General features: G+C 50.8%; 24 protein-coding genes. 17 read left to right on the plus strand and 7 right to left on the minus strand.

Going from position 1 to position 25,970, the window contains the following annotated elements:
* Nucleotides 1-138 precede the first annotated feature (138 nt).
* Nucleotides 139-570 carry an N-acetyltransferase family protein gene (locus M1D70_RS12605; protein WP_456289997.1) on the plus strand — a complete coding sequence of 144 codons (432 nt, stop codon included), beginning with the start codon at nucleotides 139-141 and terminating at the stop codon, nucleotides 568-570.
* A 125-nt stretch (nucleotides 571-695) separates the two neighbouring features.
* Here M1D70_RS12605 and M1D70_RS12610 read toward each other — a convergent pair whose 3' ends face one another.
* A complete protein-coding gene (locus M1D70_RS12610; protein ID WP_009589387.1) occupies nucleotides 696-1,568 on the minus strand; it encodes an AraC family transcriptional regulator in 873 nt (290 codons plus the stop codon).
* A gap of 200 nt (nucleotides 1,569-1,768) precedes the next feature.
* Between M1D70_RS12610 and M1D70_RS12615 the strand changes: the two genes are divergently transcribed.
* The 5 genes from M1D70_RS12615 (at nucleotide 1,769) to M1D70_RS12635 (ending at nucleotide 7,922) form a co-directional block, all read left to right on the plus strand.
* Complete coding sequence (locus M1D70_RS12615) at nucleotides 1,769-4,453, plus strand: family 78 glycoside hydrolase catalytic domain (RefSeq protein WP_009589437.1); 2,685 nt, start codon at nucleotides 1,769-1,771, stop codon at nucleotides 4,451-4,453.
* A 132-nt stretch (nucleotides 4,454-4,585) separates the two neighbouring features.
* Nucleotides 4,586-5,008: a cell wall hydrolase gene (locus M1D70_RS12620; RefSeq protein WP_009589484.1), complete on the plus strand. Its 423-nt coding sequence runs from the start codon at nucleotides 4,586-4,588 to the stop codon at nucleotides 5,006-5,008.
* 88 nt (nucleotides 5,009-5,096) lie between these two features.
* Nucleotides 5,097-5,498: a spore coat protein GerQ gene (gerQ, locus tag M1D70_RS12625; protein WP_374705876.1), complete on the plus strand. Its 402-nt coding sequence runs from the start codon at nucleotides 5,097-5,099 to the stop codon at nucleotides 5,496-5,498.
* A gap of 444 nt (nucleotides 5,499-5,942) precedes the next feature.
* Nucleotides 5,943-7,262: a CNNM domain-containing protein gene (locus M1D70_RS12630; RefSeq protein ID WP_433939399.1), complete on the plus strand. Its 1,320-nt coding sequence runs from the start codon at nucleotides 5,943-5,945 to the stop codon at nucleotides 7,260-7,262.
* Between the two features lie 282 nt (nucleotides 7,263-7,544).
* Nucleotides 7,545-7,922, plus strand: coding sequence for a hypothetical protein (locus M1D70_RS12635; protein WP_456289998.1), 378 nt, complete (start codon nucleotides 7,545-7,547; stop codon nucleotides 7,920-7,922).
* A 68-nt stretch (nucleotides 7,923-7,990) separates the two neighbouring features.
* Here the strand turns inward: M1D70_RS12635 and M1D70_RS12640 are convergent, their stop codons facing one another.
* From M1D70_RS12640 to M1D70_RS12655, 4 genes are all read right to left on the minus strand, one after another.
* Nucleotides 7,991-8,809 carry a DUF4367 domain-containing protein gene (locus M1D70_RS12640; protein WP_456289999.1) on the minus strand — a complete coding sequence of 273 codons (819 nt, stop codon included), beginning with the start codon at nucleotides 8,807-8,809 and terminating at the stop codon, nucleotides 7,991-7,993.
* Nucleotides 8,787-9,377: an RNA polymerase sigma factor gene (locus M1D70_RS12645; RefSeq protein WP_036665307.1), complete on the minus strand. Its 591-nt coding sequence runs from the start codon at nucleotides 9,375-9,377 to the stop codon at nucleotides 8,787-8,789. Before M1D70_RS12645 ends, M1D70_RS12640 begins: the two co-directional genes overlap by 23 nt.
* 370 nt (nucleotides 9,378-9,747) lie before the next feature.
* The gene (locus M1D70_RS12650; protein ID WP_456290000.1) at nucleotides 9,748-10,977 is read right to left on the minus strand and encodes an aminopeptidase; all 1,230 of its coding nucleotides are present in this window, start codon (nucleotides 10,975-10,977) and stop codon (nucleotides 9,748-9,750) included.
* A gap of 167 nt (nucleotides 10,978-11,144) precedes the next feature.
* A complete protein-coding gene (locus tag M1D70_RS12655) occupies nucleotides 11,145-12,377 on the minus strand; it encodes an aminopeptidase (RefSeq protein ID WP_456290001.1) in 1,233 nt (410 codons plus the stop codon).
* Nucleotides 12,378-12,522: 145 nt separating this feature from the next.
* Here M1D70_RS12655 and M1D70_RS12660 point away from each other — a divergent pair, with 145 nt between their 5' ends.
* Nucleotides 12,523-12,810 carry a hypothetical protein gene (locus M1D70_RS12660; RefSeq protein ID WP_009589418.1) on the plus strand — a complete coding sequence of 96 codons (288 nt, stop codon included), beginning with the start codon at nucleotides 12,523-12,525 and terminating at the stop codon, nucleotides 12,808-12,810.
* A gap of 88 nt (nucleotides 12,811-12,898) precedes the next feature.
* Here the strand turns inward: M1D70_RS12660 and M1D70_RS12665 are convergent, their stop codons facing one another.
* Nucleotides 12,899-14,251: a TrkH family potassium uptake protein gene (locus M1D70_RS12665; protein WP_009589411.1), complete on the minus strand. Its 1,353-nt coding sequence runs from the start codon at nucleotides 14,249-14,251 to the stop codon at nucleotides 12,899-12,901.
* Between the two features lie 77 nt (nucleotides 14,252-14,328).
* On the opposite strand from M1D70_RS12665, the gene M1D70_RS12670 reads away from it, so the two are divergent.
* The 4 genes from M1D70_RS12670 to M1D70_RS12685 all read left to right on the plus strand — a co-directional run bounded on the left by M1D70_RS12670 (nucleotide 14,329) and on the right by M1D70_RS12685 (nucleotide 17,719).
* A complete protein-coding gene (locus M1D70_RS12670) occupies nucleotides 14,329-15,246 on the plus strand; it encodes a DMT family transporter (RefSeq protein WP_456290002.1) in 918 nt (305 codons plus the stop codon).
* A 115-nt stretch (nucleotides 15,247-15,361) separates the two neighbouring features.
* Nucleotides 15,362-16,498 (plus strand): alcohol dehydrogenase catalytic domain-containing protein, encoded by a 1,137-nt coding sequence (locus tag M1D70_RS12675; protein ID WP_009589435.1) that lies wholly within the window; start codon nucleotides 15,362-15,364, stop codon nucleotides 16,496-16,498.
* Between the two features lie 169 nt (nucleotides 16,499-16,667).
* Nucleotides 16,668-17,402, plus strand: coding sequence for an AzlC family ABC transporter permease (locus M1D70_RS12680; RefSeq protein ID WP_036670975.1), 735 nt, complete (start codon nucleotides 16,668-16,670; stop codon nucleotides 17,400-17,402).
* A complete protein-coding gene (locus tag M1D70_RS12685; protein ID WP_009589408.1) occupies nucleotides 17,393-17,719 on the plus strand; it encodes an AzlD domain-containing protein in 327 nt (108 codons plus the stop codon). Before M1D70_RS12680 ends, M1D70_RS12685 begins: the two co-directional genes overlap by 10 nt.
* Nucleotides 17,720-17,821: 102 nt before the next feature.
* Here the strand turns inward: M1D70_RS12685 and M1D70_RS12690 are convergent, their stop codons facing one another.
* Complete coding sequence (locus tag M1D70_RS12690) at nucleotides 17,822-18,763, minus strand: NAD-dependent epimerase/dehydratase family protein (protein WP_456290003.1); 942 nt, start codon at nucleotides 18,761-18,763, stop codon at nucleotides 17,822-17,824.
* Between the two features lie 173 nt (nucleotides 18,764-18,936).
* Between M1D70_RS12690 and M1D70_RS12695 the strand changes: the two genes are divergently transcribed.
* From M1D70_RS12695 to M1D70_RS12720, 6 genes are all read left to right on the plus strand, one after another.
* Nucleotides 18,937-20,862 carry an LTA synthase family protein gene (locus M1D70_RS12695; protein WP_456290004.1) on the plus strand — a complete coding sequence of 642 codons (1,926 nt, stop codon included), beginning with the start codon at nucleotides 18,937-18,939 and terminating at the stop codon, nucleotides 20,860-20,862.
* Nucleotides 20,863-21,061: 199 nt separating this feature from the next.
* Nucleotides 21,062-22,060, plus strand: coding sequence for a biotin synthase BioB (gene bioB / locus M1D70_RS12700; RefSeq protein ID WP_456290005.1), 999 nt, complete (start codon nucleotides 21,062-21,064; stop codon nucleotides 22,058-22,060).
* 91 nt (nucleotides 22,061-22,151) lie between these two features.
* Complete coding sequence (locus M1D70_RS12705; RefSeq protein ID WP_009589472.1) at nucleotides 22,152-22,577, plus strand: rhodanese-like domain-containing protein; 426 nt, start codon at nucleotides 22,152-22,154, stop codon at nucleotides 22,575-22,577.
* Nucleotides 22,578-22,727: 150 nt separating this feature from the next.
* Nucleotides 22,728-23,066 carry an antibiotic biosynthesis monooxygenase gene (locus M1D70_RS12710; RefSeq protein WP_036665294.1) on the plus strand — a complete coding sequence of 113 codons (339 nt, stop codon included), beginning with the start codon at nucleotides 22,728-22,730 and terminating at the stop codon, nucleotides 23,064-23,066.
* Nucleotides 23,067-23,238: 172 nt separating this feature from the next.
* On the plus strand, nucleotides 23,239-24,492 hold the full coding sequence (locus tag M1D70_RS12715) for a DHH family phosphoesterase (protein WP_456290006.1): 1,254 nt from the start codon (nucleotides 23,239-23,241) through the stop codon (nucleotides 24,490-24,492).
* A gap of 73 nt (nucleotides 24,493-24,565) precedes the next feature.
* Complete coding sequence (locus M1D70_RS12720) at nucleotides 24,566-25,735, plus strand: cell wall-binding repeat-containing protein (RefSeq protein WP_456290419.1); 1,170 nt, start codon at nucleotides 24,566-24,568, stop codon at nucleotides 25,733-25,735.
* Nucleotides 25,736-25,970: the final 235 nt, after the last annotated feature.

Genomic DNA, 25,970 nt, shown 5'->3' on the forward strand with positions numbered 1-25,970 from the left:
TAAGTGAAAGGTCCTTGCTGTTTAGTCAGCAGGGCCTTTTTTTGGTATGGGAGCAATGATTGATGGCTGGATAAAGATGGTATACTTGGGTTGAAGATCGAACATGCACCGACTCTTGAACTGGGGTGAAGTTATGATATGGAAAAAGTGAAATTTATACGCTTAGCATCTCTTCCGGATGCATCCGTACTGGCTCGATTAAACGAGGAGTTTAATGGGGATGAGATGCCGCTAGGGGAAGTTGAACATAGTTTGCAACAAGCGGATGAGATCGTGGCCATAGCTTATTTTGGTGATGATCCTGTAGGATTTGCCTGCGCGCAATTTTTTAAGTCCTTTTGTTACCGGGAGCTTGTCGGCGAGATAACGGAAATGTACATTCAGGAGCGGGCCAGAAGGCAGGGGCTGGCAGGAATGCTGCTCGTTTTTCTGGAGGAACAATTGATCGCTCGCGGAGTGAGAACGGTCAAGGTGCTTACGGGTCATAATAATCACCAAGCCATCGGAGCATATGAGAAATCAGGTTATAAGCGGGAGGATGAAGTGCTTCTGGAGAAAGAGCTGGAGTAACATGACGTGAAAGCATCCAAGATATCAGATAAGGGTCAGCTAATAATGAAGCATATTCAAAAGCATGATGATCCTTATGTAGCTCGGACATCATGCTTTTATTTTTTGCTGGAGAATCCGGTCATTTATCCATGATGCTGCGTTTCTGAGCGATATTGACCCGGCGTGAGTCCCGTGCTTCGCTTGAATACCGAGTTGAAGGAATGCATGTCCTTGTAACCGACCTTTTCGGCGATCATACTGATTTTATCTGCCGTGGTTCTCAGCAGCTCGCGGCTCATTCGAATGCGTACGGTCTGCAGATAATGATGCCAGCTCTGGCCTGTATATCTGCGGAACAATCGCTGAAGATGGCGTTCGCTGAAGCCGCTGATCTGCGCAAGACGCGTCAGCGTGAGCTCATGCATGTATTGTCCCTCCACGTATTGAAGGACATCATGAAAAGAGGGATGCGAAGGCTCCGAGGTCATAGGCTGCGAATGCTCGATGGCCCGGCTGAACTCAATGATCAGCTGTAACAGCAGCGTATGCAAATAGACGGCTGAGCCGCTGATTTGCATGGCATATTGTTCATAGAGGGAGACGAACAGCTTCTCGAAACGGTCATGCCGATCCGTAATGGCGCGGTACCCAAGCGAGCCGTCTTCCATCTGTTTCAATAAGGAGGCTGTCCTCGAATCGGAAGCAAAGGCAATCAGTTTCGGAAGGAGTTTAACGGAGAATATGCAATTGTTCACGATGAGCGGCTTCCCGTTCGAAGAGGTAGGCCGAAATACGTGAGGCATTCCGAGCGGTATATAGAACATATGACCTTTACGAACACGCTGCACCGAGTTCTCCATGTGATGGAAGCCTTCTCCTTCAGCAATATACGTAATTTCCAGAAAATCATGGTTATGGTAAGAACCAGTAAAATTCTCCGCGTTACGATTTACATACATCAGGGTGTCATCCCGAAAAAAATAATCTCCGTAATAGGTTTCCATCGGTCGTTTCATCCTGTTTGCTCCTTTTCATTGATCGAGGATGGATGTCCGTTTTACCGCATTAAATTGTCCGTTATCCCCATCATCCTGCTTGGAGGTTCACTTATAATAATAGTTGAAACAGGCACAGAAATGAAAGCGAATATCAAGCCAAGCGGCTAATTCAAACGGATTGTTGAAGCAGCCTTCTTGAAGTGAACGGAGGAATAAGCATGTTCAGCGTAACGGATGTACGATGCGAATATCTTCATCAACCGATAGGTATCGGAGAGCGAAAGCCGCGCATCAGTTGGAGGTTGGCCTCGGACGAAAGAGCCGTCAGTCAAACCACTTATGAGATAGAGGTTTCCATCGAGAATGAATTTGCCCAGCCCTGCTGGACATCAGGGAAAACAGCCTCGTCGCAGTCGGTTCATGTGGAATTAACGGGGCTGAGCGCAACATCATGTAAGCGCTATTTCTATCGTGTGCGTGCTTGGAACCAGGCCGGAGAAATGACGGAATGGTCAGAGACGGCCTACTGGGAGACAGGAAAGCTGGAAGGAGAGCCATGGGTAGGACAATGGATATCTGCACCACGATCCTTGCTGCCTGCTGACGCCGGTCACCTCCCGCTGCTCCGCAAGAGCTTCAGCTTAAAGTCGCCCATTACGAAAGCAAGAATATATGTCACGGCGCTGGGCCTTTACGAACTTGAGCTTAACGGACAGAGAGTGGGAGATTGTTATTTCACCCCAGGCTGGACGAGTTACGATCATACGATTCAGACGCAGACCTACGACGTAACCGAGATGCTGAAATCTGGCCAAAACGCGATCGGCGCTTGGCTCGGTAACGGTTGGTACAAGGGACAGCTGGGGTGGGAGGATCGGCACGCGATTTATGGAGATCGATTAGCGCTTCTGCTGGAGCTGCATATCACGTATGCTGACGGCAGCGAAGAAGTGATGGCAACCGATTCAAGCTGGCAGTCGGCCAAAGGCCCGATCACCATGTCGGAGCTATATCATGGTGAAACCTATGATGCGCGCCTCGAACTGGAAGGCTTCAGTACGGCAGGTTATAATTCCGATGATTGGCATGGCGTGGAAACGATCGACCACGGTTACGACAAGCTGAAGCCCCAGATCAACGAGCCCGTGAGAGCCGTTCAAACGGTGCGGCCCGTGGAATGTCTGACCACGCCCAAAGGTGAAACCGTCATCGACTTCGGGCAGAATTTGGTAGGCTGGGTCCGATTTAGCGTGACCGGTGCGGAGGGCATAACGGTGACGCTGCAGCATGCGGAAATACTGGATGCCGAGGGCAACTTTTATACGGAGAATCTCCGAACCGCTAAACAAACGATTCAATACACGTTAAAAGGCGGCGGAAACGAAATCCACGAGCCTCATTTTACGTTCCAAGGGTTCCGATACGTGCGTTTAGACGGTTTCACGGAAGAGCAGCTGGACCTCCGGCATTTCGAAGCGGTCGTGCTCCATTCGGATTTCGAAGAAACCGGAACCTTTCAATGCTCGGATCCCATGGTGAATCAATTGCAGAGCAATATTCGATGGGGACTGAAGGGGAATTTCCTCGACGTGCCCACGGACTGCCCGCAGCGCGACGAGCGGCTTGGCTGGACCGGCGATGCGCAGATGTTCATCGGGACGGCGGCCTATCTTGCCAACATTGCGCCTTTCTTCACGAAATGGCTGTCGGACCTGGCCGCGGAACAGCGCGATGACGGAGCGGTTCCATTCGTTGTTCCGCATGTGCTCGGCGATGAAGCCTATGCTTCGGCCGCCTGGGGAGATGCAGCGGTCATTTGCCCGTGGACGGTGTACGTCAATTTTGGCGATCGACGGATATTGGAGCGTCAATACGAGAGCATGAAGCGCTGGGTCTCCTACATTCAAGCTCAAGGGGAGCATGAATATCTGTGGAATACCGGCTTCCATTTCGGCGATTGGCTGGGACTGGATGCGAAATCCGGGGACTATGTGGGGGCTACTGAACGGGACTTTATCGCTTCGGCGTTTTATGGTTATTCGGTGGAACTGCTTAGAAAAACGGCGGTCGTATTGGGACGAGAACAAGATGCTGCCCTGTATGCCGAGCTTAAAGAAAAGGTTGTCGCTGCATTCCGTAACGAATTCGTGACCCCGTCCGGAAGGCTAGCGGCGTCGACGCAGACCGCGCACGTACTTGCGCTTATGTTCGGACTGCTGGATGAGGCGGCGGAAAAACGCGCGGCGGACCGTCTTTATGCATTGCTGGAGGAGAGCCGGTTTCATTTAACGACCGGTTTTGTGGGCACACCTTATATCAATCATGTGTTAAGCCGGCACGGCATGCACGATGCGGCGTATAAGCTGCTGCTGCAGCAGGACTATCCTTCATGGCTGTATCCGGTGACGAAAGGCGCCACGACGATATGGGAGCATTGGGACGGCATCAAGGAAGACGGCAGCTTCTGGAGCCGCGACATGAATTCATTCAATCATTATGCATACGGAGCCATCGGCGAATGGCTGTATCGTTCGGTTGCAGGCATACAGACCGTGGAGGATGCGCCGGGATATAAACATATCCGGTTTGCGCCTGTACCGGGCGAAGGCCTGACATGGGCGGAAGGCAAAATCGATACGATGTATGGAACCGTCCGGTCATGCTGGCGGATGGAAGATGATGGCGAGTTTCAGTTGGAAGTGTGCATTCCGCCTAATACGACTGCTGAAATTTGCCTGCCGGGTGTTTTTGACGTTTCAAACGTTATGGAAGGCAGCACGATCCCTCTAAACGAAGCAAAGGGGATCCATTCCGCAGTTGATGGCGAAGCGGGTGTTGTGATTCAAGCGGGCTCGGGGGAGTATACGTTCCGTTATGTATACAACAATCCTAAAGCGAAGTAAGGCATGATAGCAGGAGACCAAAGTTCTTTATCGCGATGGACGCGGTAAGGAACTTTTTTTTCGTATCCAGGCACATTTCTGGGCGAATGCACATACGATACAAAGTGATCTTAAGGAAGCGAGGGGAACTCTGTGGCAGTCATCAAAGCGAACTCGAATGATGTGGATCTTCTGGCAAGATTGATCCGCGCAGAGGCAGAAGGCGAAGGTGAGCAGGGCATGCTCATGGTAGGGAATGTCGGGGTGAACCGGATACTGGGTAACTGCCTGGATTTTCGAAACATCCGCAACATGAACGATATGGTTTTTCAGAGCCCGGGTGGTTTTGAAGCAACACAGAAAGGCTATTTTTATCAACGGGCCAGGGATCGGGATCGTCAGCTAGCCCAAAGGGTCATTAATGGGGAACGCATATGGCCGGCTAGCAACGCGCTATGGTTCTTCCGCCCGGCAGGGGACTGCCCGGCAACCTGGTACAATCAGCAGAACACAGGCCGATTCAAGGCACACTGCTTCTTCACCCCGACATATGCCGATTGCCCGTCCGTTTTTTGATTCATGTTATACAACCGCTTCGGCGGGAGTTATAAATTAAAGGAGGAAATTACTTATGTACAATCAAGGTGTGCCGCCTGTGAACTTCATGAATGGAGTCCGTTATCCGGGAGTGCCGAACCGCGGGACCGCTGGCTATACGGCAAACGTTCCACCGCAGGTGCCCAGCGGAAGCCCAATGACGCCGGGAGGCACCGTTGTTCCGGCACCGCCGCAATTTGAACAATCTTACGTGGAGAATATCCTTCGATTGAACCTTGGGAAGCAGGCAACGTTTTACATGACGTATGAAAACAATTCGCAATGGAATGCCAAGGTGTTTACGGGCATTATCGAAGCCGCCGGTCGCGATCATATCGTCATCAGCGAACGGACGACAGGGCGCCGGATCATCCTGCTGATGGTGAACCTGGACTATGTCGTGTTTGACGAGCCGCTCAATTATCAATATCCGGGCGTAATCGGAAATCCGCCTCCAACGGCAAGATAAACCTATATTTGCGAATGCCCCAATAACCTTCGTTTACACCGATGTGAAACGGAGGTTATTTCATTTGGCCTTGGCAGAATATTCAATAGCATGCGTTTTTCTAACGCCACTGCGCGCGGCCGCATCGTATTATTTTAACATTTTGAATGTTTATTCATAGAATCGTTCAATTCATCGGAAAACGAGTGTTAAAGGCTGAGAATCAAATTAAAGCTCATAACAACGATGATTAATGTCATAAGACAACGTTTGACTGTGTATCGTAGTACTATATAATTACTTATATAGCTTGAATAAGTCGGAATAAGACAAGGAGATGAGACCATTGGGAAGTTGATGCGTAGTCCGAACACGCTGTTATGCTTGATGGCACCACACATTTTTAATAACCGAAGGAGGTGTTCCTATTCGTCATAGCATGCTGTATGGCGGGTAGGAGATCGATTGAGTGACCCCTTACCGAGTTTGATAAGTTTAACCTTGGTATTGATTCTCGTCCTATTAAACGGATTTTTTGTATCGGCTGAATTGGCTTTTGTTAAAGTGAAGAGCAGCCGGATTGACGCTCTGGTTGAAGAAGGACATAGACGTGCACAATTTGCGCAGAACATACTGAAGAACCTGGACGGATATATATCCGCGTGCCAGTTTGGCATTACCATCGTGTCCATCGGCCTTGGCTGGATCGGCGAGAGAACGATTTCCGCCATGATTACGCCTTGGTTCAACGGAATAGGGTGGAGCAACACAGCCGTTCATGCGGTGTCCTTGGTATTAGCCTTCATCTTGATCGCACTCATGCATATCGTATTCGGTGCATTAGCGCCTAAGACGGTGGCCGTACGCAAGGCGGAACAAATCACGCTGCTGTCCGCAGGCCCGCTGCGGGTATTTTACACCATCATGTTCCCGTTTATCTGGTTTGCCAATGGGCTTTCCAATAACGTTCTCCGCATATTCCGGATGAAGCCGGTGGTTGAACGCAATGTTCATACCGAGGAAGAACTGCGGGATATGATGAAAGAGAGCAGCGAGAGCGGTTTGATGGATAGCACGGAGATGACACTGGTAGACAACATTTTTGAATTTGCCGATACGACGGCAAGGGAGATCATGATCCCCCGTACAGAAATGATCTGCTTATACAACAATCTTTCATTGGAAGAAAATCTGAAGATTGCAAGCGAGGGCATGCGAACCCGTTATCCGATCTGCGACGAAGACAAGGATCATATCATTGGCTTTATTCACATTAAAGATCTGATGCGCGGCTTTGCTGGCGACCAGCTTTCCCTGATTCGCCCGATCATTGCTGTTCCTGAGTCGATCAAGATCAGTGAACTGCTGCGAAGAATGCAGCGTAGCAAGACGCAAATCGCCATTCTTATCGATGAATACGGCGGGACTTCGGGACTCGTGACCCTGGAGGACATAATGGAAGAAATCGTCGGTGAAATTCAAGACGAGTTTGACGAAGAGCGTCCTGGCATTGAAAAGGTGGGGGAGGATGAATACTCCATTGATGGATTGATGCTGATCGATGAAATCAATGACCAATTTGGTCTGAATGTGGATACAGAAGATTACGATACCATCGGTGGATGGCTGTCTGCGCGCCTTGAGGTGCTGCTTCCGCACAAAGGCCAGTCTGTTATATACGAAGACTGTCGCTTTGTGATCGAGGAGACCGAGAATAAACGCATCTCCCGGATACGCCTGATCAGGCAAGAGCAGCAGTTGATACAGGAAGAAGCGGGCGCGTAAACTGGATATTAGAAGAAGCGGCGACATTTTATGTCGCTGCTTCTTTTTATTTGCAGAAAAGTTTCAAAAATTATATCAAACCGTGAAAAATTAGAAACTTTTACGCTACTACAACGTGTTAAAATATGGATGTTCCTATCATATTGAAAGAAAGGTGATATTATGTCGAAAGTACGCAGTCCAAAACGTATAGCTTCAGCACTTGCAGTCAGTGTTTTATTAAGTTTATCCCTGGCAGGAGGGGCTTACGCGGACTCCGCTGCAGACATTGCACCCGGTGCTTTGACGACTCCGCCTCCGGTTGAAATGAATTTGAATTCTTCCATCAGCCTCTTAGCGAATAAATATCTGATCAACTACTATTCTACGATTAGTAAGGCAAGCGGTACCCAAGTGAGCATCAACGGATTTACCGGCGCTGGACAAGCCGTAGATAGCATCGGCATTAATTATGTTCTACAGCGCTGGACAGGGTCGGCTTGGGTGGATGCTGGCAGTGCATATGAAAACGGAACCAACAAGCTTTCGCTTAGCGGCACCAAAAATTTCAACGTTCAGGCAGGCTACTATTACCGTGGCAAAACCATTCATTGGATTAATGAGAACGGTACATATGAGGAAGGGACTTATTATACGAACTCGATATTAGTAGAGCAGTAATTTCGATAGGTTATAACAAAGAAGGACACTTTATGCAAGTGTCCTTCTTTGTGTGTGCAGGTATGGTTTTAGTGTATGCTGTTGGCGATTTTAATGAATTCTTCTCGAGAAAACAATCCGCTAATATTCACCAATATTTTGTCATTGTCATGCAAAAAGCGGAGGTTGGTTTCAGTCAGGTAGGCTACGGCTCCAGATTTCAGCTTCAGCGTCTCGGTAACCTTTCCTCCAAGGCCGATGGACCGTTCTGCCGTCATGTCGATTAAATCGATGTAGAATACCTTTTCATCCGCATTCTTGTAGTGAAGATGAAGATCCAGGATCGGCGCGTTCTCGCTTTCCGCGATTCCCGTCGCCTCATAGAACTCAAAGCCTGGCGGAATATAGCCGACTTCAGGTATCTTGAATAATACGCGCTTTTGCGATTCGATTAAGGATTCGTCGGAATCCGTAAAGGGAACGTCTTCGGTTTCCACCAATTCAGCGGGCGGTACTTGATCGGCGTTATCTGGCGTAGGGCTTATATCCGGCGGAGGGGCAGTAAGGGCCTTGCTGGGATCGACGGGCTCTTTCTTGCCGAATATCTGGCCCGTAATGCCATTGCCCCAATCCACGATTTGCTGATAGATTGGCGATACGGCTTGCGTGACGGTAGGCTGGGAGAACACGAATGCCCCGAATGCCATGGAAGCTGCGATAATACCGGCCAACTGAAATCTGCGGCGTCGCTGTTTCCGATTGTTAAGTTTCTCGACCTGCAGCTTGACTTGCTGCCAGGATTGTCGCTTGGATTCGTCGTCAGTAGGGAGTGAGGAACGTGAAGCTGCACGATCAAAGGCTTCATCAAAGGCCTCATCAAACCAATCATCGTATTTTTCGTTGCTCATCCAATTCACCCCACTCTCTATACAGCATTTTCTTAACGGATTCCCTGGCCCGGAACAAACGCTGCTTCACGATCTCTTCGCGAGTATTCAGCAGCTCCGCGATTTCCCTGTAGGTCAGGCTGTGCTTCCAACGATACTCAATCAATAGCTTGTATTCAGGCTTCAATTGGTCGAGGTACTGCCCGATCGATTCCTCCAGCAAATTCGATTCCACCTGGTGTTCGACGTTCGTGGAAGAAACTACCACGTCCTCTTCATTAATAAAAACACTATCGACATCCACTTGGTTACGGTATTTTTTATTTTTTCTTAAATAATTCATGGTTGAGTTTTTCGCGACGACACGGAGCCAGCCCCGCATCTTGCTTTCCGTTTCGAACTTCGGCTTGCTTGTGATCACTTTGATAAAGGACTCCTGAATGATATCCTCAACAGCAGCATGATCCCGTACGACATACAGTATTTGCCCATAAACGAGGTCATAAAATTCATAATAGATTTCTTCCTGAATAGGTTCGCTCAGATCAGCGAAATCTGCTGCAAGGAGGAGCTGTAATCGGTTGGACACGCGATAATCCCCTCTCTGGTGTAACCATCCTATTTCTCTCATCATTTTACAACATATCGGGTAAAAAAGCCCTACAAATTCTAGTAACAGCCGACTCTGGAGATCCTAGGCATCCCGGCTTATCCTATTGAATTCATGGTATTGGGCCCGCTTTTCGCCTCTGTTATCGGCAAGCCAATGAGCTGCGCCCATCTCTTCATCATATGCTCGGCCATCAATGGGTATTAATCGAATCTGGGATTGACTCGGCAAGAGAAAGGGCGGGGATGGACCAGATAAAAACAGGGCAGCCTCTGAGAATCAGGCTGCCCTGTTGATCGTTCTTAATCGAATGCTGAGTTGCTAGTCATGGTAACGGGAAATATGGCGATTATGCCCAGTTACCATCGATGAAGACCGGCTCTTCCTTGCCATCATGCGTGATTCCCGTAATCTGAAGCTCCTTGGAGCCCATCATGAAGTCGACGTGCGTAATGCTGGTGTTCAGGCCGCTTGCCTGGAGCTGTTCGGACGTCATGGTCTTGCCGCCTTCTAGGTTGAAGGCATATGCGCTCCCGATGGCCAGGTGACAGGATGCATTTTCATCAAACAGCGTATTGTAATACAGGATGCCGCTTTCCGAGATCGGGGAGCGATGGGGGACAAGAGCCACCTCGCCCAGATAATGCGACCCTTCGTCCATGGAGATCAGTCGGGTTAAAGTATCCTGGCCTTGTTCGGCGGAAAAATCGACGATGCGCCCGTTCTCGAACGTAATCGAGAAATTGTCGATGATGTTGCCGCCGTAGCTCAAAGGCTTCGTGCTGCGTACGGTGCCGTTGACGCCGGTTTTGAGAGGGGCGGTGAATACTTCCTCCGTCGGGATGTTGGCAACGAAGCGCTCGCCTTTTTCGTTGTGGCTGCCCGCCTGGGCCCATATATGACCCTCCGGCAGCTCGATTGTCAGATCCGTTCCAGGTGAAGTGAACCGGAGCTTGTGATATTTCTTGGCATTGAGTTCATCCGATTTGCGCTGAAGGGTATGGATATGCTCCTCCCACGCCCCAATAGGATCTTCCAGGTCCGCGCGAACCGCGTGGAAAATCGCGTCCCACATTTTGTCCACCTGCTGGTCGGCAGGAACGTCAGGAAACACCTTGGAAGCCCAATCGGGGGAAGCGTACGCAATGCCGGTCCAGCTCATTTTGTCGGCCTGCTGGTATTGCCGGTATTTCGACATGGCTGCGCCATATGTACGTTGATAATTGGATATACGCTCGGGATCGACTCCTTTTAACAGGTCGGGGTTCGAGGAGAGGATCGTCAAGAAAGCGGCTCCTTGTTCGGCAAGTTCGGTTACTTCCTCTGCGTAATAAGTCGGCGGTTCCAAAAAAACTTCGTCAGGCGCCAGATCGTACCGAATCCGATTCACGATCTCGTCACTGTAATTGACTTTCACTTGCTTGGCACCCGTTTCGTAGGCTTTCTTCACGATCAGGCGCACCAGCGGCGCCGCATCGATCATGGCGTTAACCACCAGCGTTTGTCCCGGCTGCACGTTGGCGCCGACCTTGACGGCTAGCTCCGCATAGCGTTCCAATTTTTGTTCAAAGCTGGACATGACAGACCCTCCATTTCTTATATGCTGCCTCATAGCAACTTCAAGCGTTGTTTAGATTATCGCACAATTTTTAAGTTTGTAAATCAACCTCGGGTCAATTAAAGTCCGAAAAAGTTCAAGAAAGCAGCTACTTCGCGAGAAATAGCTGCTTACGCTGCATCTTATTCTTAAAATGCCCAGTTTCCTTTCAGGAATACGGGTTCTTCCTTGCCATCTGCCGTCACGCCGTAAATATCCATGTCGCCGGATCCGATCATGAAGTCGACATGGGTTACGCTCGTATTGAGGCCGCTCTGAATCAGCTGTTCCTGATTCATGTCCTTGCCGCCCTCGAGACAGAAAGCATAAGCGCTGCCGAGCGCCAGATGGTTGGAGGCATTCTCGTCAAACAACGTGTTGTAATACAGGATGTTCGACTCCGAGATCGGAGATTGATGTGGCACAAGCGCCACTTCACCAAGGTAACGGGCACCTTCATCCATGTTCAAAAGACGCTCCAAAGTCTCATACCCTTGCTCCGCCTTGAAGCTGACCACCTTGCCTTCTGCAAAAGTAAGGGAGAAGTTGTTTATGATGTTACCGGCATAACTTAATGGCTTCGTACTATGTACGGTCCCGTTGACGCCTGTTTTGAGAGGGGCGGTAAAGACTTCCTCTGTCGGCATGTTAGCCACGAAGGAGTGTCCTCTTTCGTTGATGCTATCGCCTTGTGCCCAAATGTGCCCTTCCGGCAGCTCGATGGTAAGATCGGTTCCCGGCGCAACATAGTGGAGCTTCTTGTATTTCTTGGCGTTCAGCACGGAGGATTTGGCTTCAAGCACTTCGAGATGTTGGTTCCAGGCCTCTACCGGGTTCTCCTGGTCCACACGTACGGTGTGGAAAATCGCTTCCCACAATTTGCCGACCTGCTCGGATTCCGGAACATCCGGGAATACCTTCGCGGCCCACGCAGCCGAAGGAACTGCGACCAGGCACCAGCTGAACTTGTCGGACTGCTGATAGGCACGGTATTGCTTCAATGCTTCGCCGCGCGCCTTGTAGAAGTTTCCGATGCGCTCGGAATCGATGCCGCTGAGCAGATCGGGGTTCTCGGCCAGCACGTGCAGAACGGCTGCACCGTTCTCGACCAGCTCCGTCATTTCTCCGGCATACCATTTTGGCGCTTCGGTAAACACGTCATCCGCAGCTTTTTCGAATTGAAGCCTTGTTATCGTTTCGTCGGTCCACAGGATCTTAACGAGGCGGGCCCCCGCTTCGTATGCCTTCTTCGCGATCAAGCGGGTAAACTCGGCGGAATCGACAGGAGCATGGACCACCAGCGTTTGCCCTTCCTGTATGTTGACTCCAACCTTTACGGCCAACTCGGCATATTTGTCCAGGTATGTATTGAAATCGGACATTTGGAACCCTCCAATGCAATTATTAATGTAACACCCCATATTATACTAGATCGAGCTGTATAAGAAAAACCATAATCAGCGATCAAGAAAAGTGATATACTGAGTCTTGTGAGTGCTTTACAACGTAACGAAGGAGCGTGAAAACGTGTCACAAGTCCGAATCGAGCGTGCGGATATGAAGCGGGATGATGCCGATCAATTCGTGGGATATACCGTATTTTCTATAGATGGACATGCCTCATCCTACGAGATCACCTTCCTGAGCAAGAACGGCCGGGATTGGGATTACAGTTTGAACTTTGCCGGCGAGCCGGGAATCGAGGAGCAGTTTCTCCAGATAGACGAGCGGATCGAAAACGATGACGAGCTGTTTGACGATTTGCTGGATGCAGCCATTGATGCCAGCGAATTCGGGGAATCAGAGGCGGACTAAAGAAACGTATTTAAGAAACAAACCGTACACCTCTCTTGGATCGAGGCGTACGGTTTGTTTACATGCGGCAATGAGCGGGCCGGAAAGCTTATCCGATTGTGATTCGTCCTTCGGGATGGCGGTACAGCTCCTTGTTATTCTTGCGGCTAAGCGCGTAGGCAAGCGTTAGCGGTCCCAGCCGGCCGAGGAACATGAGCATGGCAATGGTTACCTTGCCAACCCCGGAGAGCTCGGTGGTAAGACCCATGGATAACCCGGCCGTGCCGAAGGCGGATACGGCTTCAAACAGAATCCTTAAGAATTCGCCTGACTCCGTAACGGACAGGAACATCGAGGCGCCTACCAATAGCAGCAGCGATAGAATCGTCAGCGTAATGGAGCGGTAAACCAGGGCTTGGGAGATGCGGTTGCGATAGAGCACCACATCGCGTTTTCCCTGAATCATCGTGACGACGGCACCGATCAGCACGGCGAAGGTAGTCACCTTGATGCCGCCTCCGGTCGATCCGGGCGCTGCCCCGATGAACATCAGGAGAATCATGAAGAACTGGGACGATTGCTCAAGACTCGCAATGTCCAAGGTGCTGACGCCACCCGAACGAGGAGTGATCGATTGGAATATGGAAGCCATGATCTTTACCGGATACGAAAGAGGCCCCAAGGTTTTGGGATTGCTGTGCTCCAGGATAAAGATCATGACGGCCCCGATCACGATTAACAGGGACGTCACCGTCAAGACAACCTTGGAATGAAGCGAAAGCTTTTTGCATTTCGGATACTCGATGAGATCAAAAATAACGATGAAGCCGATGCCTCCAAGGAAAATCAGGAACATCAGGATAATATTCACGATAGGATCCGCTACATAGGTGGCAAACCCTGAGAAGGGTCCGTGAATTTGGCCAAAGAGATCAAAGCCTGCATTGTTAAAGATGGAGATGCTCTGGAATATGCCGAAGTACGCCGCATCGGAAAGCGGCATGATGGCAGAGAACCTGAGCGTCAACAGCAAGGCGCCCGCGCCTTCTATGATCAGCGTGTAGACCAGCACTCTTCGGATGAGATCCACGATGCCTTGTATTTGGTATTGTCCCATCGCTTCCTGAAGGATCATGCGCTCCCGGAGCGAGATTCTGCGGTTGAACATCAATGCAATCCAGGTGGCCGAGGTCATAAACCCCAAGCCGCCAAGCTGAACCAGCATAAGCATGACAATTTGTCCAAATATCGACCAGTGGGTGCCCGTATCCACGACGGTTAATCCCGTCACGCTAATGGCTGACACCGCCGTGAAGAGAGCATCAACCAGCGGAGTCGAAGTCCCGTCGGCGGTAGCGATAGGGAGCTTAAGCAGAAAAGTTCCGATCAGTGTGATCGATGCGAAACCGATCGCCAAGAATTTAGGAGGCGTCATTTGATTGCGTAGGTCTTTCTTTTTCATGCCGATTATCCTTTACCGAAAGTTTAATTTTGAAATCAATCTCTAATATAACACGAAAGGTGAATCATTTAACCATCATGAATTCGAACCGAGCACCGATTCCCGTTTTTATCCCGTTATTTATAGGGATTATAGCCATATCCTTTTCATCGATTTTCGTAAAATGGTCCGGCAGTCCCGTTTCCATTCAGGCCATGTACCGATTGGTGATCACGTTTCTGATCATGCTCCCGTTCGCGGGAAAATACGTGCCGGTTATCCGATCGCTGAAGCGCTCCGAAGTGCTTCTGCTGATTCTGTCCGGTGCGATGCTGGCCCTGCATTTTTTGTTATGGATGGGTTCCCTGAAGTGGACGAGCGTAGCCAGTTCTACGATCATCCTGGCCCTTCAGCCGGTATTCGTCATGATCGGCGCCTACATCTGGTTTAAGGAGAAAACGTCGCTGGCGGCCATAGGAGGTATGGCCATCGCCTTTCTCGGCGTGTTCCTTCTCATTGGCAGCAGCGGCTTCAGCGGGAGCAAGGGACATCTGACCGGCGATATCATGTCTTTGCTGGGGACGGCCGCGGTGGCCGTCCATATGCTGCTCGGACAACTGCTGCTCAGACGGCTGCCGTCATTCCTGTACAGCTGGCTGGTTTTTGCGGTAGCTGCTGCCGTATTGGCGGTATATAACGTGGGCATGCAGATTCCGCTGGCCGGTTATTCCGCTCGCGAGTGGGGGATATTCACATTGTTGGCCGTAGTCCCCACGGTATTCGGTCATCTGTTATTCAATTGGCTGATGAAGTATGCGACTGCCTCCACCGTGTCGATGAGCGTTCTCGGAGAGCCGGTTGGAGCGAGTCTGCTGGCTTTTCTCCTGCTGAATGAGTCGATGAATTCGCTGCAAGCCGCAGGCGGAGCGCTGGTGCTGTTAGGGCTGGTATTGTTCTTGAAAGTCGGCAGAAGCAAAAAGCAGCCGGTGGACGTCCAGCCTGAAGCGCTGGGCTGATCCCGCATTATTTTGCCTGATGGACTAGTTCCCGCAAAATTAGCGTACACTGAGCATTGAAAAGCCAAATTATTACAATTATGGAATGAAGGCTTAGAGCGGGGGAGGCGCGTGAGTGAAAGCAGTCACTTATCAAGGCAGACATCGGATCAAAGTGAAGGAAATGAAAGACGCCGTTCTTCGGCACAGCGACGATATCTTGATTCGAGTCACCACCACGGCGATCTGCGGATCTGATTTGCATATATATAACGGCGAGCTGAGGCAGCTTAACGATAATTACATTATCGGACATGAGCCCATGGGGGTCGTTGTGGATGCAGGGCCGGAAGTAAGCAGGGTCAAAGTGGGCGATCGCGTAATCATTCCTTTTATCGTGTCCTGCGGCAAGTGTGTCTTCTGCCAGAATCAAATGGAGAGCCAATGCGATTATGCGAACGAAGCAAAGGATACCGGCGGTTTTTTTGGATACAGCGACGCGTACGGCGGCTTTCAAGGCGCGCAGGCGGAGCTGCTCCGGGTACCTTATGGTAATGTCATGCCTTTTATCATTCCGGAGGATGCCGAGATGGAGGATGAAAAGCTGCTCATGCTGTCCGATGCGCTGCCAACCGCGATCTGGAGCGTGGAGAACGGAGGAGTTAAGCCCGGCGATGTCGTCATTGTCCTCGGGTGCGGCCCGATAGGCTTGTTAACGCAGAAGTTTGCATGGCTGAAAGGAGCGAAGCGGGTCATCGCCATCGACCATGTGGACTACAGGCTGGCGCATGCCAGCCGCACCAATTATGTGGAAACCTACAACTTCGAGAAGATACCCGAGATCGAGAACTATATCCTTGAGATAACCAAGGGCGGCGCCGACGTGGTCATCGATTGCGTGGGCCTGGATGCCAAACGGACCGGCATCGAGATGCTGGGCAGCATGCTGAAGCTTCAGGGGGGCTCCTTGGGGGCTTTTCGCATGGCTGCGAGAATGGTGCGCAAATACGGGACCATCCAGCTCACGGGCGTATATGGGCTTATCTACAATGCATTTCCGCTAGGCGAACTGTTTGAACGCAATATTACGTTAAAAATGGGTCTTGCCCCGGTCATTCATTACATGCCCCGCCTGTATCAAATGTTGAAAGAGGGGACGGTGGATCCTTCGGATATCATTACCCACCGGTTTCCGATGGAGAAGGCTGCCCTTGGCTATGATATTTTCAATGAGAGGAAGGATGGCTGTATCAAAGTCATCCTGAAGCCTTAGGCCCACGGCGATCCAATTAAAACGAGGAGCGTTTCGGAAGATGAGCAGCACGTCCGGAACGCTTTTTTATTTGTATGGAAAAAAACGATCCCTGGCGTTGACAAGCCAGCAAGAAGTATTCATAGTAATGAAAAATAGAATTGTAGAGGGAGAGAGGAATCGAACACAGATGAGCACCAAGTCAGAACGGCTTCCCGCCGATATCGAGGGAAACCAGGCCAATTCCTATCTTCAAGGATTCAAGGATTGCATACCAACACTGCTGGGATACCTGAGCATCGGTTTTGCGGCAGGCGTCGTCGAGCGTACCGCAGGTTTCAGCCTGCTCGAGATTGCGCTCCTTTCGCTGCTGCTCTATGCGGGCTCCGGACAATTCATAGCCGCGGGGATGGTAGCCGCCGCAAGCCCGGTCTTATCCATTATTGTCACGATATTTTTCGTAAATGCCAGGCACCTGCTGTTAAGCGCGGCGATTGCACCGTATTTTAAAGGGTTGTCCTCGGGAAAAAGCTTCTTCATCGGTTCCCTGCTAACCGACGAAACATTTGGTGTGGCGGCAGCCAAGGCGGCCGAGCAGAAGAGGCTGGGTTACCGGTGGATGGTGGGACTGAATATCACAGCGTATCTGTTCTGGTGTGCAGCGAACGTTGCGGGAGGTCTTGTCGGAGCGTGGATACCGGAGCCGGAGAAGTTTGGCCTTGACTTTGCATTGCCTGGCATGTTTATCGGATTGCTGGCCCTGCAATGGATCAGCCGAAAGAAGTATAAACTGGACTTCATGGTGATTATGGTTGCCGCCGTTTCGGTAATTGCGATCAGTACGATCATGCCGGGAAGCGCAGCGGTCATCGCTGCGATTATGGTTGCGGCTACAGCAGGGATGGTGATCGAACGATGGAAATAAGATGGCATATTGCCATACTGATTATCGGATGCGCTGTCGTCACCCTGATTCCAAGGGTTCTGCCGCTAATGATTCTGAGCAAGCTCCGCATTCCGGAATTGATGATCCGTTGGCTGGATCATGTGCCGATCGCGGTCATGGCGGCGCTATTAGCACAGGAGCTGCTCGTTAGTGACGGACGCGTGGATCCGGGGGGCCATACACTGGAACTGATAGCGGCTGTCCCTGCTTTCCTAACCGCATTTCTTACGAAAAGCCTGTTTGCCACCGTCATTGTCGGGATCCTAACCTTGGTGGGGCTCCGCTTGTTGATCTGACCAAACGAAGCGTTATGCATGAGATGGTTATCGTAGCCCTGACCGGAACGCTTACAAACAGCCGTATTTCTTGTCATGACAAGGAATACGGCTGTTTTATGTTCATTTGCTAGGGGCACTTTGGGAAACTAGTGTGCCAAGCCAGTGACGGTAGGTTTCTTCCATGCCTTCTTCCAGGCTGAACAACGGACTCCACCGCAGCCGCTCCCGAGTCCTTTCATTATTCAGGCAGCTGTGCCGAATATCGCCGATCTTCGCGGGCAGATAATCGACATCGATGCGGTCTGGGTGCAGCCGGCTGATGAGATCGACGAGTGTATTGACGGAATGGTCGGTGCCGGTACTAACATGAAGCACACTTTGATCACCATGAAGGATGGAGGCAAGGTTGGCATCAACCACATCTTTGACATAAATGAAATCCCGGGTCTGCAGACCATCGCCGTATATTGGGAGCGGCCCGCCTTGATACAGGCGTTCGCCGAAGACCGCCACGACACCGCCTTCTCCCTTCGCGGTCTGACCCGGCCCGTAGACGTTACCATAACGAAGAATGGTGTATTGCAGGCCGAAGAAGCGGTGATAGAGACGGATATATTGTTCGCCTGCTACTTTCGATAGCGCATAGAAGGAGACCGGGTTAACCGGATCGTCTTCCGTTAGCTGAGATCTCTCGAGGTCTCCATACACACCGGCTGTCGAAGCAAACACGATCTTTCGAACGCCAGCCTTACGGCAAGCGTCCAGTATGTTTATCGTGCCCATGACATTGGCATCCGCATCAAGCCGAGGTTCCTGGATCGATCGCTGCACATCGGCCTGTGCGGCCAAATGAAAGACGACATCGGGCTTCAGCACCGAGATGTATGCCGTTGTCTGCTGACTGTTAACGTCAGCTACATGTAAAATCGCCTCACTGTGAAGGCGACCTGGATCTCCGGTTGTCAGGTTATCAATTACATGGACTTCATAGCCTTGATTAACGAGTCCGTTCACCAGGTGGGAGCCGATGAAGCCTGCTCCGCCGGTTACAACCATCTTCATGCATAAACCCTCCAGCCTTTGATTGGGATGCATTATCCTACGTGGTACGGATGGATCATGCATTGGACACTTGACGGGGGAGCGAAGGAATGGGCGGATTAGATCGGAGTTTACATTCCTGTTATAATGGAAGCTGCAAATTAACATTACTTTTACAAAAGAGGGAATGGGAAATGGAACGCTACCTTGAACAAAGGTTGAAATTATGTGTACTCGTTTTTTTGACGCTCTTAGTCAAGCTGATCCTTCTAAGAGTGTTTCTGTTTAATGGGATTGCATGGGGGAAGGTGCTTACCGATGCACTGTCGCTCCTCGCCCTGATTAGCTTTCTGGAGCTGCTCCTGCCGGTCAGAGGGAAAAAGACGGTCTATGTGATCCTAAATGTCGTCTTATCTTTCATCATGTTTGCATCGGCTGTTTATAACGTTCATTTTGGGTCCATACCGACGTATACCGCGCTTGCGGGTATCGGTCAAGTAAATCAGGTACGGGCCAGCATTACGGCTTTGCTAGAGCCGGAGCATTTTCTATTCTTCCTGGACCTGCTGCTCCTGCTGGTCATATGGGCGGTCCGGAAAATACGTTCTCGCTCCCAAAGGGGCTTGCATTTCGGTGGAGCTCGTTCCGGATATTCCGTAACCTACTCACGCAGGCCTGGTCTGATGTGGCGTACTTCCATGACCGTTGTTCTTATCGTAGCGGTTGTTCTGTCCGGACTGATCATTCGCAAAGAGTGGGGAATCGAGAATGAAATCGTGCGGGCGGAGCAAATGGGGTTCATGAACTACCAGGTGTCTGCTGTCGTGCGTAACTCGCAGGAGAAACGTGCGCTGGCCGAGGGAAGTCTGCAGGACACCATCCTGCGGTCCCAGCAGCTGCTGGCGACGTATCCTTACGTCAAGGAAGCACAGGATAAGCCGGACTATTTCGGCGATGCAAAAGGCAAAAATCTGATCATCGTCCAGATGGAGTCCTTGCAGAACTTCCCGGTGGGCCAATCCCTGAACGGCCAGGAACTGACTCCGGTGATGAACGAGCTTGCGGAAGGCGGCCTGTATTTCCCCCACGTCTTCCAACAGATCGGCCAAGGCAATACATCGGATGCCGAATTTGCGGTGAATACCTCGATCTATCCGACAGGAACGGTTGCCATGTCCACCGGTTTCGGAAATAAGGAGCTGCCGGGCCTTCCGCGGCTCTTGAACAAGCATGGCTATGCAACCGGCACATTCCACGTGAATGACGTGAAGTTCTGGGATCGCAGCAAGATGTACCCGGCCCTTGATTTTCAGCATTATTACGACAAGCCGTATTTTACGAATGATAACTTCAATGAATTCGGTCCTTCCGATGAAGAGCTGTTCCGAGTCGGCGTAGACAAGCTGCTGGAGAACCAACAGCAGAATAAACCTACCTATGCCCACTACATCACGGTCTCCAATCATTCTCCGTACCATGTAAAGGATGAATTCGCGAAGATCACCTTGCCGGCCGAGCTGGAAGGGACCCATTTGGGAAACTATCTGAAGTCGGTGAACTATTCCGATTATGCGCTGGGAACGCTGGTAGACCGCCTGAAGCAGAACGGGCTGTGGGATGAAACCGTCCTGGTCGTATATGGAGATCACTTCGGCATCAATCCGGCAGAAGCGAACGCGGAGATGATCTCGTCAACGCTGGGCATTCCTTACCATGAGCGCGTCAGTCGATTTAACATTCCGCTCATCATTCATGTTCCCGGCATGAAGGAAGGGAAGGTCGTTGAGCAGGTGGGGGGACAGGTGGATATTCTGCCTACCGTCGCAAACCTTCTGGGAGTCTCGCTCGATGAGGAGGGGTTTAACGCGTTCGGGCATGACCTGCTTAACGTAGACCGCAACGTTATAGGAATGAGGTATTATTTGCCGACGGGATCTTTCTTTAATAACGACATTCTGTTCGTGCCTGGAGACGGGTTTGAGGACGGTACCGCAGTGTCCCTGAAGACGCTTGAGCCCGTAACGGATTTCGAAAAATACCGCAGCGATTACGACTATATATTGCAGCTGATGAAAATGTCCGATGAGTACGTGAAAATGCTGCCCAAGCGGGCACCGTAAAGCCAACAATTCGTTAAATAGGAAAGGGATTGTTTCATTAAGCCGGATCCGGCTTTGATGAAGCAGTCCCTATTTTTTTCGCGGAGGCTTCAATGGAGGATTGCCTCACTTTCGTGGCCTGTGCTATTATTATCCATATTGTTAACCTGTATATCGTTAAAAAAGGTTGACAATCAGAATGGAGAGGGAGATTTTGAATATGACAACACAAACCCATTACGATTGGTTGAAGCTGGCGGATCGGGTCGTGAAAGGACATGAAGTGACCCCGGCCGAAGCCTTGGCGGTTCTGAACAGCGAGGACGGGGAGCTTCTGAACATTATGCAGGCCGCCTACCACATCCGTCGCGAGTATTATGGAAACAAGGTCAAGCTGAACATGATCGTGAACGCGAAATCCGGTCTGTGTCCTGAGGATTGCGGATATTGCTCCCAGTCCATCGTGTCGGAAGCGCCCATCGAAAAATACGCATGGCTGACCAAGGACAAAATTCTGGAAGGCGCGCGAGAGTCGATTCGCCGTAAAGCGGGCACCTATTGCATCGTTGCATCCGGACGCCGCCCTTCCAATCGGGAAATTGATCATGTAGCCGAAGCGGTGAAGGAGATTACCCGGACGACCGATCTGAAGGTGTGCTGTTGCCTGGGCTTCTTGAATGAGGAACATGCGCGCAAGCTTGCCGATGCCGGGGTCCATCGATACAACCATAATCTGAATACTTCCAAAGATAATTACGGGCATATTACGACTACGCATACATACGATGACCGGCTGGACACGGTGAAGCAGGCAAGCTCTTCCGGAATGTCCCCTTGCTCTGGAGCCATTTTCGGAATGGGGGAGAGTTTGGAAGAACGTGTGGAGATTGCGTTTGCCCTGAAATCGCTTGGAGCGGATTCGATTCCATGCAATTTTTTGAATGCGATCGAGGGAACCCCTCTGGAAGGTCGCAAGGAATTGACACCGATCATGTGTTTGAAGATTCTTGCCATGATGCGGTTTGTTAACCCGACGAAAGAGATACGGATTGCAGGGGGGCGGGAAGTGAACCTGCGATCCCTTCAACCCCTTGGACTGTACGCGGCGAACTCCATATTCATCGGCGATTATTTAACGACAGAAGGCCAGGCTCATACGGCCGACTGGGGATTGATTGAAGACCTAGGGTTTGAAATTGAAGAAAACGCGCTGTCATGATGTATTGACAATTAGGTGCGGAGCACATACTATATACCCGTAGGGGTAGGATTGGCGATTTGTTAAGCCCGTGATCTTACCGCCATGCCTCATGCTGAAACACATGATATTGATGGGGGAATGCTTCGTGCTGATTGCATCTGCCGCACTGATAATCTTTATATCCGGTCTCTACTACCGGAGGTATGTACCTATAACAGGTTTGCGCTTCATGAAGTGCAGTGATCTTCGTCTGGCACAGAAGGAATGCCCGAATCTGAAAGTGCTTGATGTACGCGATGTGTCCGAATTTATGGAATGTCCGAGGAAAGAGACCATAAACATCTCGCTTGGAAGGTTGCCGTATGTGTGGGAGAAGGAGCTCAAGCCCGATGATTCCGTAGTCATCGTAACGCCCAAGCGCTCGGATGGAATCCTGGCTGCGCGCAAGCTGAAGAAGGCCGGCTTTACTTCGCTTTTTTATTTGCAGGAGGATTGCGCTGCCTGCAATTCCGTGCAGCGTGCATCGATGAATTGATCCCAATCTGATCAGCAGGTTCATGCTGGTCGGATTTTTTTTTGCTAAAGTTGAACGCTTTAACGGTTTGACATTGATAATCGTTATCATTTAGAATGATATATAGTTCGTTTAATCAGGCGGATTTTCGCTAAGGGAGTGTTTATGGATATGTTGATCGAGACTAAAACGATTATTGTTAAAGCAGGCACCTCCAACCTGGTCGTGGAACGTTTCAGCAAGCCCGGACCCATCGAAGAAATTGAAGGATTTATCGATCTGAACGTTCTTGTGAAGAATGCGAAACGTACCGACGAAACGGAAGAAGTTATCGTGATGATCCGCTGGGAGTCGAAAGAAGCGTGGAAACGCTGGGAAACCAGTCCTGCGCACATCCAAGGACATCGCGACAACCGCGGAAAGCCGCAGCCTGAGCATGTTATTAGTTCCAGCCACGGCATGTACGAGGTCATGGCATCCAAAGGGCCGAGACCGGTTCAACAGGCATAATCATTTTCTATATTCCAGAAGAAGCGGCTGCTGCAGCCGCTTCTTCTTTTTTAGTTTCCTTGTTGATTCTGAGGGGCTGACAGGGGTTAAAACGACGGAATTAAGGGAACCGTAAAGGGATGAAAGGCAAGAACAACTAATCATTCCACCTTCTGCTGGGAGGAAGTTAACCATGTATCATCTGTACAGCCATAACGATTTAGATGGCGTCGGCTGCGGCATCATCGCCAAATGCGCCTTCGGTGAAGGAATCGATGTCCGTTACAACTCCATTCACGGATTGAATCAACAAGTTGCAAGGTATTTGAACCGGACCTCCGTACAGGAGAATCCATACGATATGCTGTTCATTACGGATTTGTCGGTCTCTCCTGACATCGAGAAGGATTTGAACGTGTTTGTCGAAGAGGGGGGACAGGTGCAGCTTATCGATCACCATAAAACAGCCCTTCACCTCAATGAACACAGCTGGGGACAAGTGGATGTGACGCATCGGGACGGCCGCTTGGCATCGGCAACCTCGCTGTTCTATGAATATTTAATCGAGCATGGACATCTCGGCAGAAGCGAAGCGCTGGACGAATTCGTTGAGCTGGTGCGCCTCTATGATACATGGGAATGGGAAGAGAGCGGCAAGATCGAGGCTAAGCGCTTGAATGACTTATTCTACATGTTGTCCCTGGACGAATTCGAGAGCAAGATGTCTGAGCGCCTCCGGGAATCGCACGAGGGCTTCTTCTTTGATGAATTTGAACAGAAAATCCTGGACTTGGAAGAGAATAAAATCGAGCGTTACATTCGTCGCAAGCAGCGAGAACTCATTCAAACCTTCGTCGAGGAGCATTGCGTCGGCATCGTTTACGCCGAATCCTATCATTCCGAGCTTGCCAGCGAGCTGGGAACGAGCTATCCCCATCTTGACTACATCGCCATCCTGAACATGGGTGGAAGAAAAATGAGCCTTCGAACCATTCATGATCATGTGGACGTGTCCGAAGTGGCGATGCGGTATGGCGGTGGCGGCCATGCCAAAGCTGCCGGGTGCACCATAACAGAGGATGTGTATCAATTGTTTGCGGCGGACTCGTTTGAGCTGGAACCGATCCGCTTCGATGCATCGCGTAATCAGTTTAATATCAAAGGAAGCGAGTCCGGCGTGCTGTACGAAAGCTGGGGCGAGGATTTGCTGTTTGTTTACGCCTATGCCGGGGAATGGGTGATCGAGTGGAATGGAGAACCTCTCCCATTCCGGTTCAGGTCGTTCGAGGAAGCAGAGCGGCATATGAAGCGTCAGTACGGGGTCTGGTTGTCCCGGGATGACGTATTTGTGAAGATGCTGAAGGAACAATGGATCCGAAACCGTACCCATGAGCGTCCTGGCTTGCCGCCGGATATGGATGAGGAGAAATTAATGGAAGATCTGTAGACGGATCAGCAGGAAGAATGATCTCGCACGATGCGCTGTATTGTGAAGACAGGAGGAATATTCGGTGAAAAAAATGATCGCCGGTTGGGCCCTTGCCCTGCTGACGGCAGGTATCCTCGCTTGGAGTCAAACGCAGAGCCATTCCGAGCCCTCCATTCCCTCGGCGGTTCACAGCAAAGAACTGCTGAAGGATGTTCCCGTACCTTGGTCCGCCACAAAAAACACGATTCGGTTGAATACATCCGATCCAGTAAGTGCAGCCGTACTGACTTCCAAGACGCTGTGGCAGTCCACGAACGTGCACAGCCGTCCACAGACCGTGATCCTCGTGGACTCGGCTCAATGGCCGATCGCGGCTGTCAGCGTCGATCTGACGCAGCTTAGCAAGGGGCCTTTACTCTTCGTTGAAGAAGGGGGAATCCCGAAGGAAACCTTGGAAGAGCTGAGACGGCTGAAGCCGAGGGGAGCGGAGCACAACAAGGGGATTGAGATTATTACCGTCGGCCCGATCTCGGATCAGGTGATGAAGGAGCTGAACGGACTTGAATACAAGGCCGATCACATTCCTGCCGGGGAAGCCGCGGAAGCGGCAGCAGCAATTGATGCCTATGCTTCCAGGGTAAACGGTTCAGTACCGACCTCGGTTATAGTCGGATCGATGGAACGGCCCGACTATACGCTGCCCGCGGTAAGCTGGATTGCCCATATGCCGGAAACGATGCTGTACGTCAGCGAGAAGGACGTGCCCGAAGAGACGGCGCAGGCCCTAAGGCAGCGTAACGGGAAGGCGAATATCTACGTCATCGGACCTGAAAAGGTGGTGTCCCAGGCCGTTGAAGACGAGCTGCGGCAATATGGGAAGGTAACGCGTATAGCCGGGGACGATCCATATGAGAATGCCATTCATTTTGCCCAGTATCATGATCCCGGGACGGGTTTTGGCTGGGGAGTACAATCGCCAGGCTACAGTTTCTCCTTCTCGAGGCCGGACTCGCCGACATTGTCCATTGCGGCCGCTCCATTGTCCCATATGGGTAAACACGCCCCTTTATTGTTTACGGAGCGCGACGGAGTGCCACGCTCGATTACGAAGTATGTTGACTCGATCAGGCAACAGAGTGACGCCTCCAAGGTGGAAACTCCCTATAATCATGCCTGGATCATCGGAGATGAACAGACCCTGACCACCAAGCTCCAGAGTGAGATTGATGAAATTCTGGATACGCCTGCAGGACATGATTAAGGGAGCCGCGAATGGCATTGGCAGATGAAGCTGCATATGGAATTGCATATGGAACTGCATATGGAATGCAAAAAGAAACCGTTCCTCGTAATTGGCGGGCCGCACGTCCGTAGATCCGAGAAACGGATCTTTTTGCATGTTTGGAGTATGATGGGGGAATGATTCGCATGCAGCACCTTCAATAGAAAAAAGAGGGCATCCCTCGAGATCTAAGATCTCTTGGGACGCCCTCTTT

It is taken from the genome of Paenibacillus sp. AK002 (assembly GCF_053903045.1).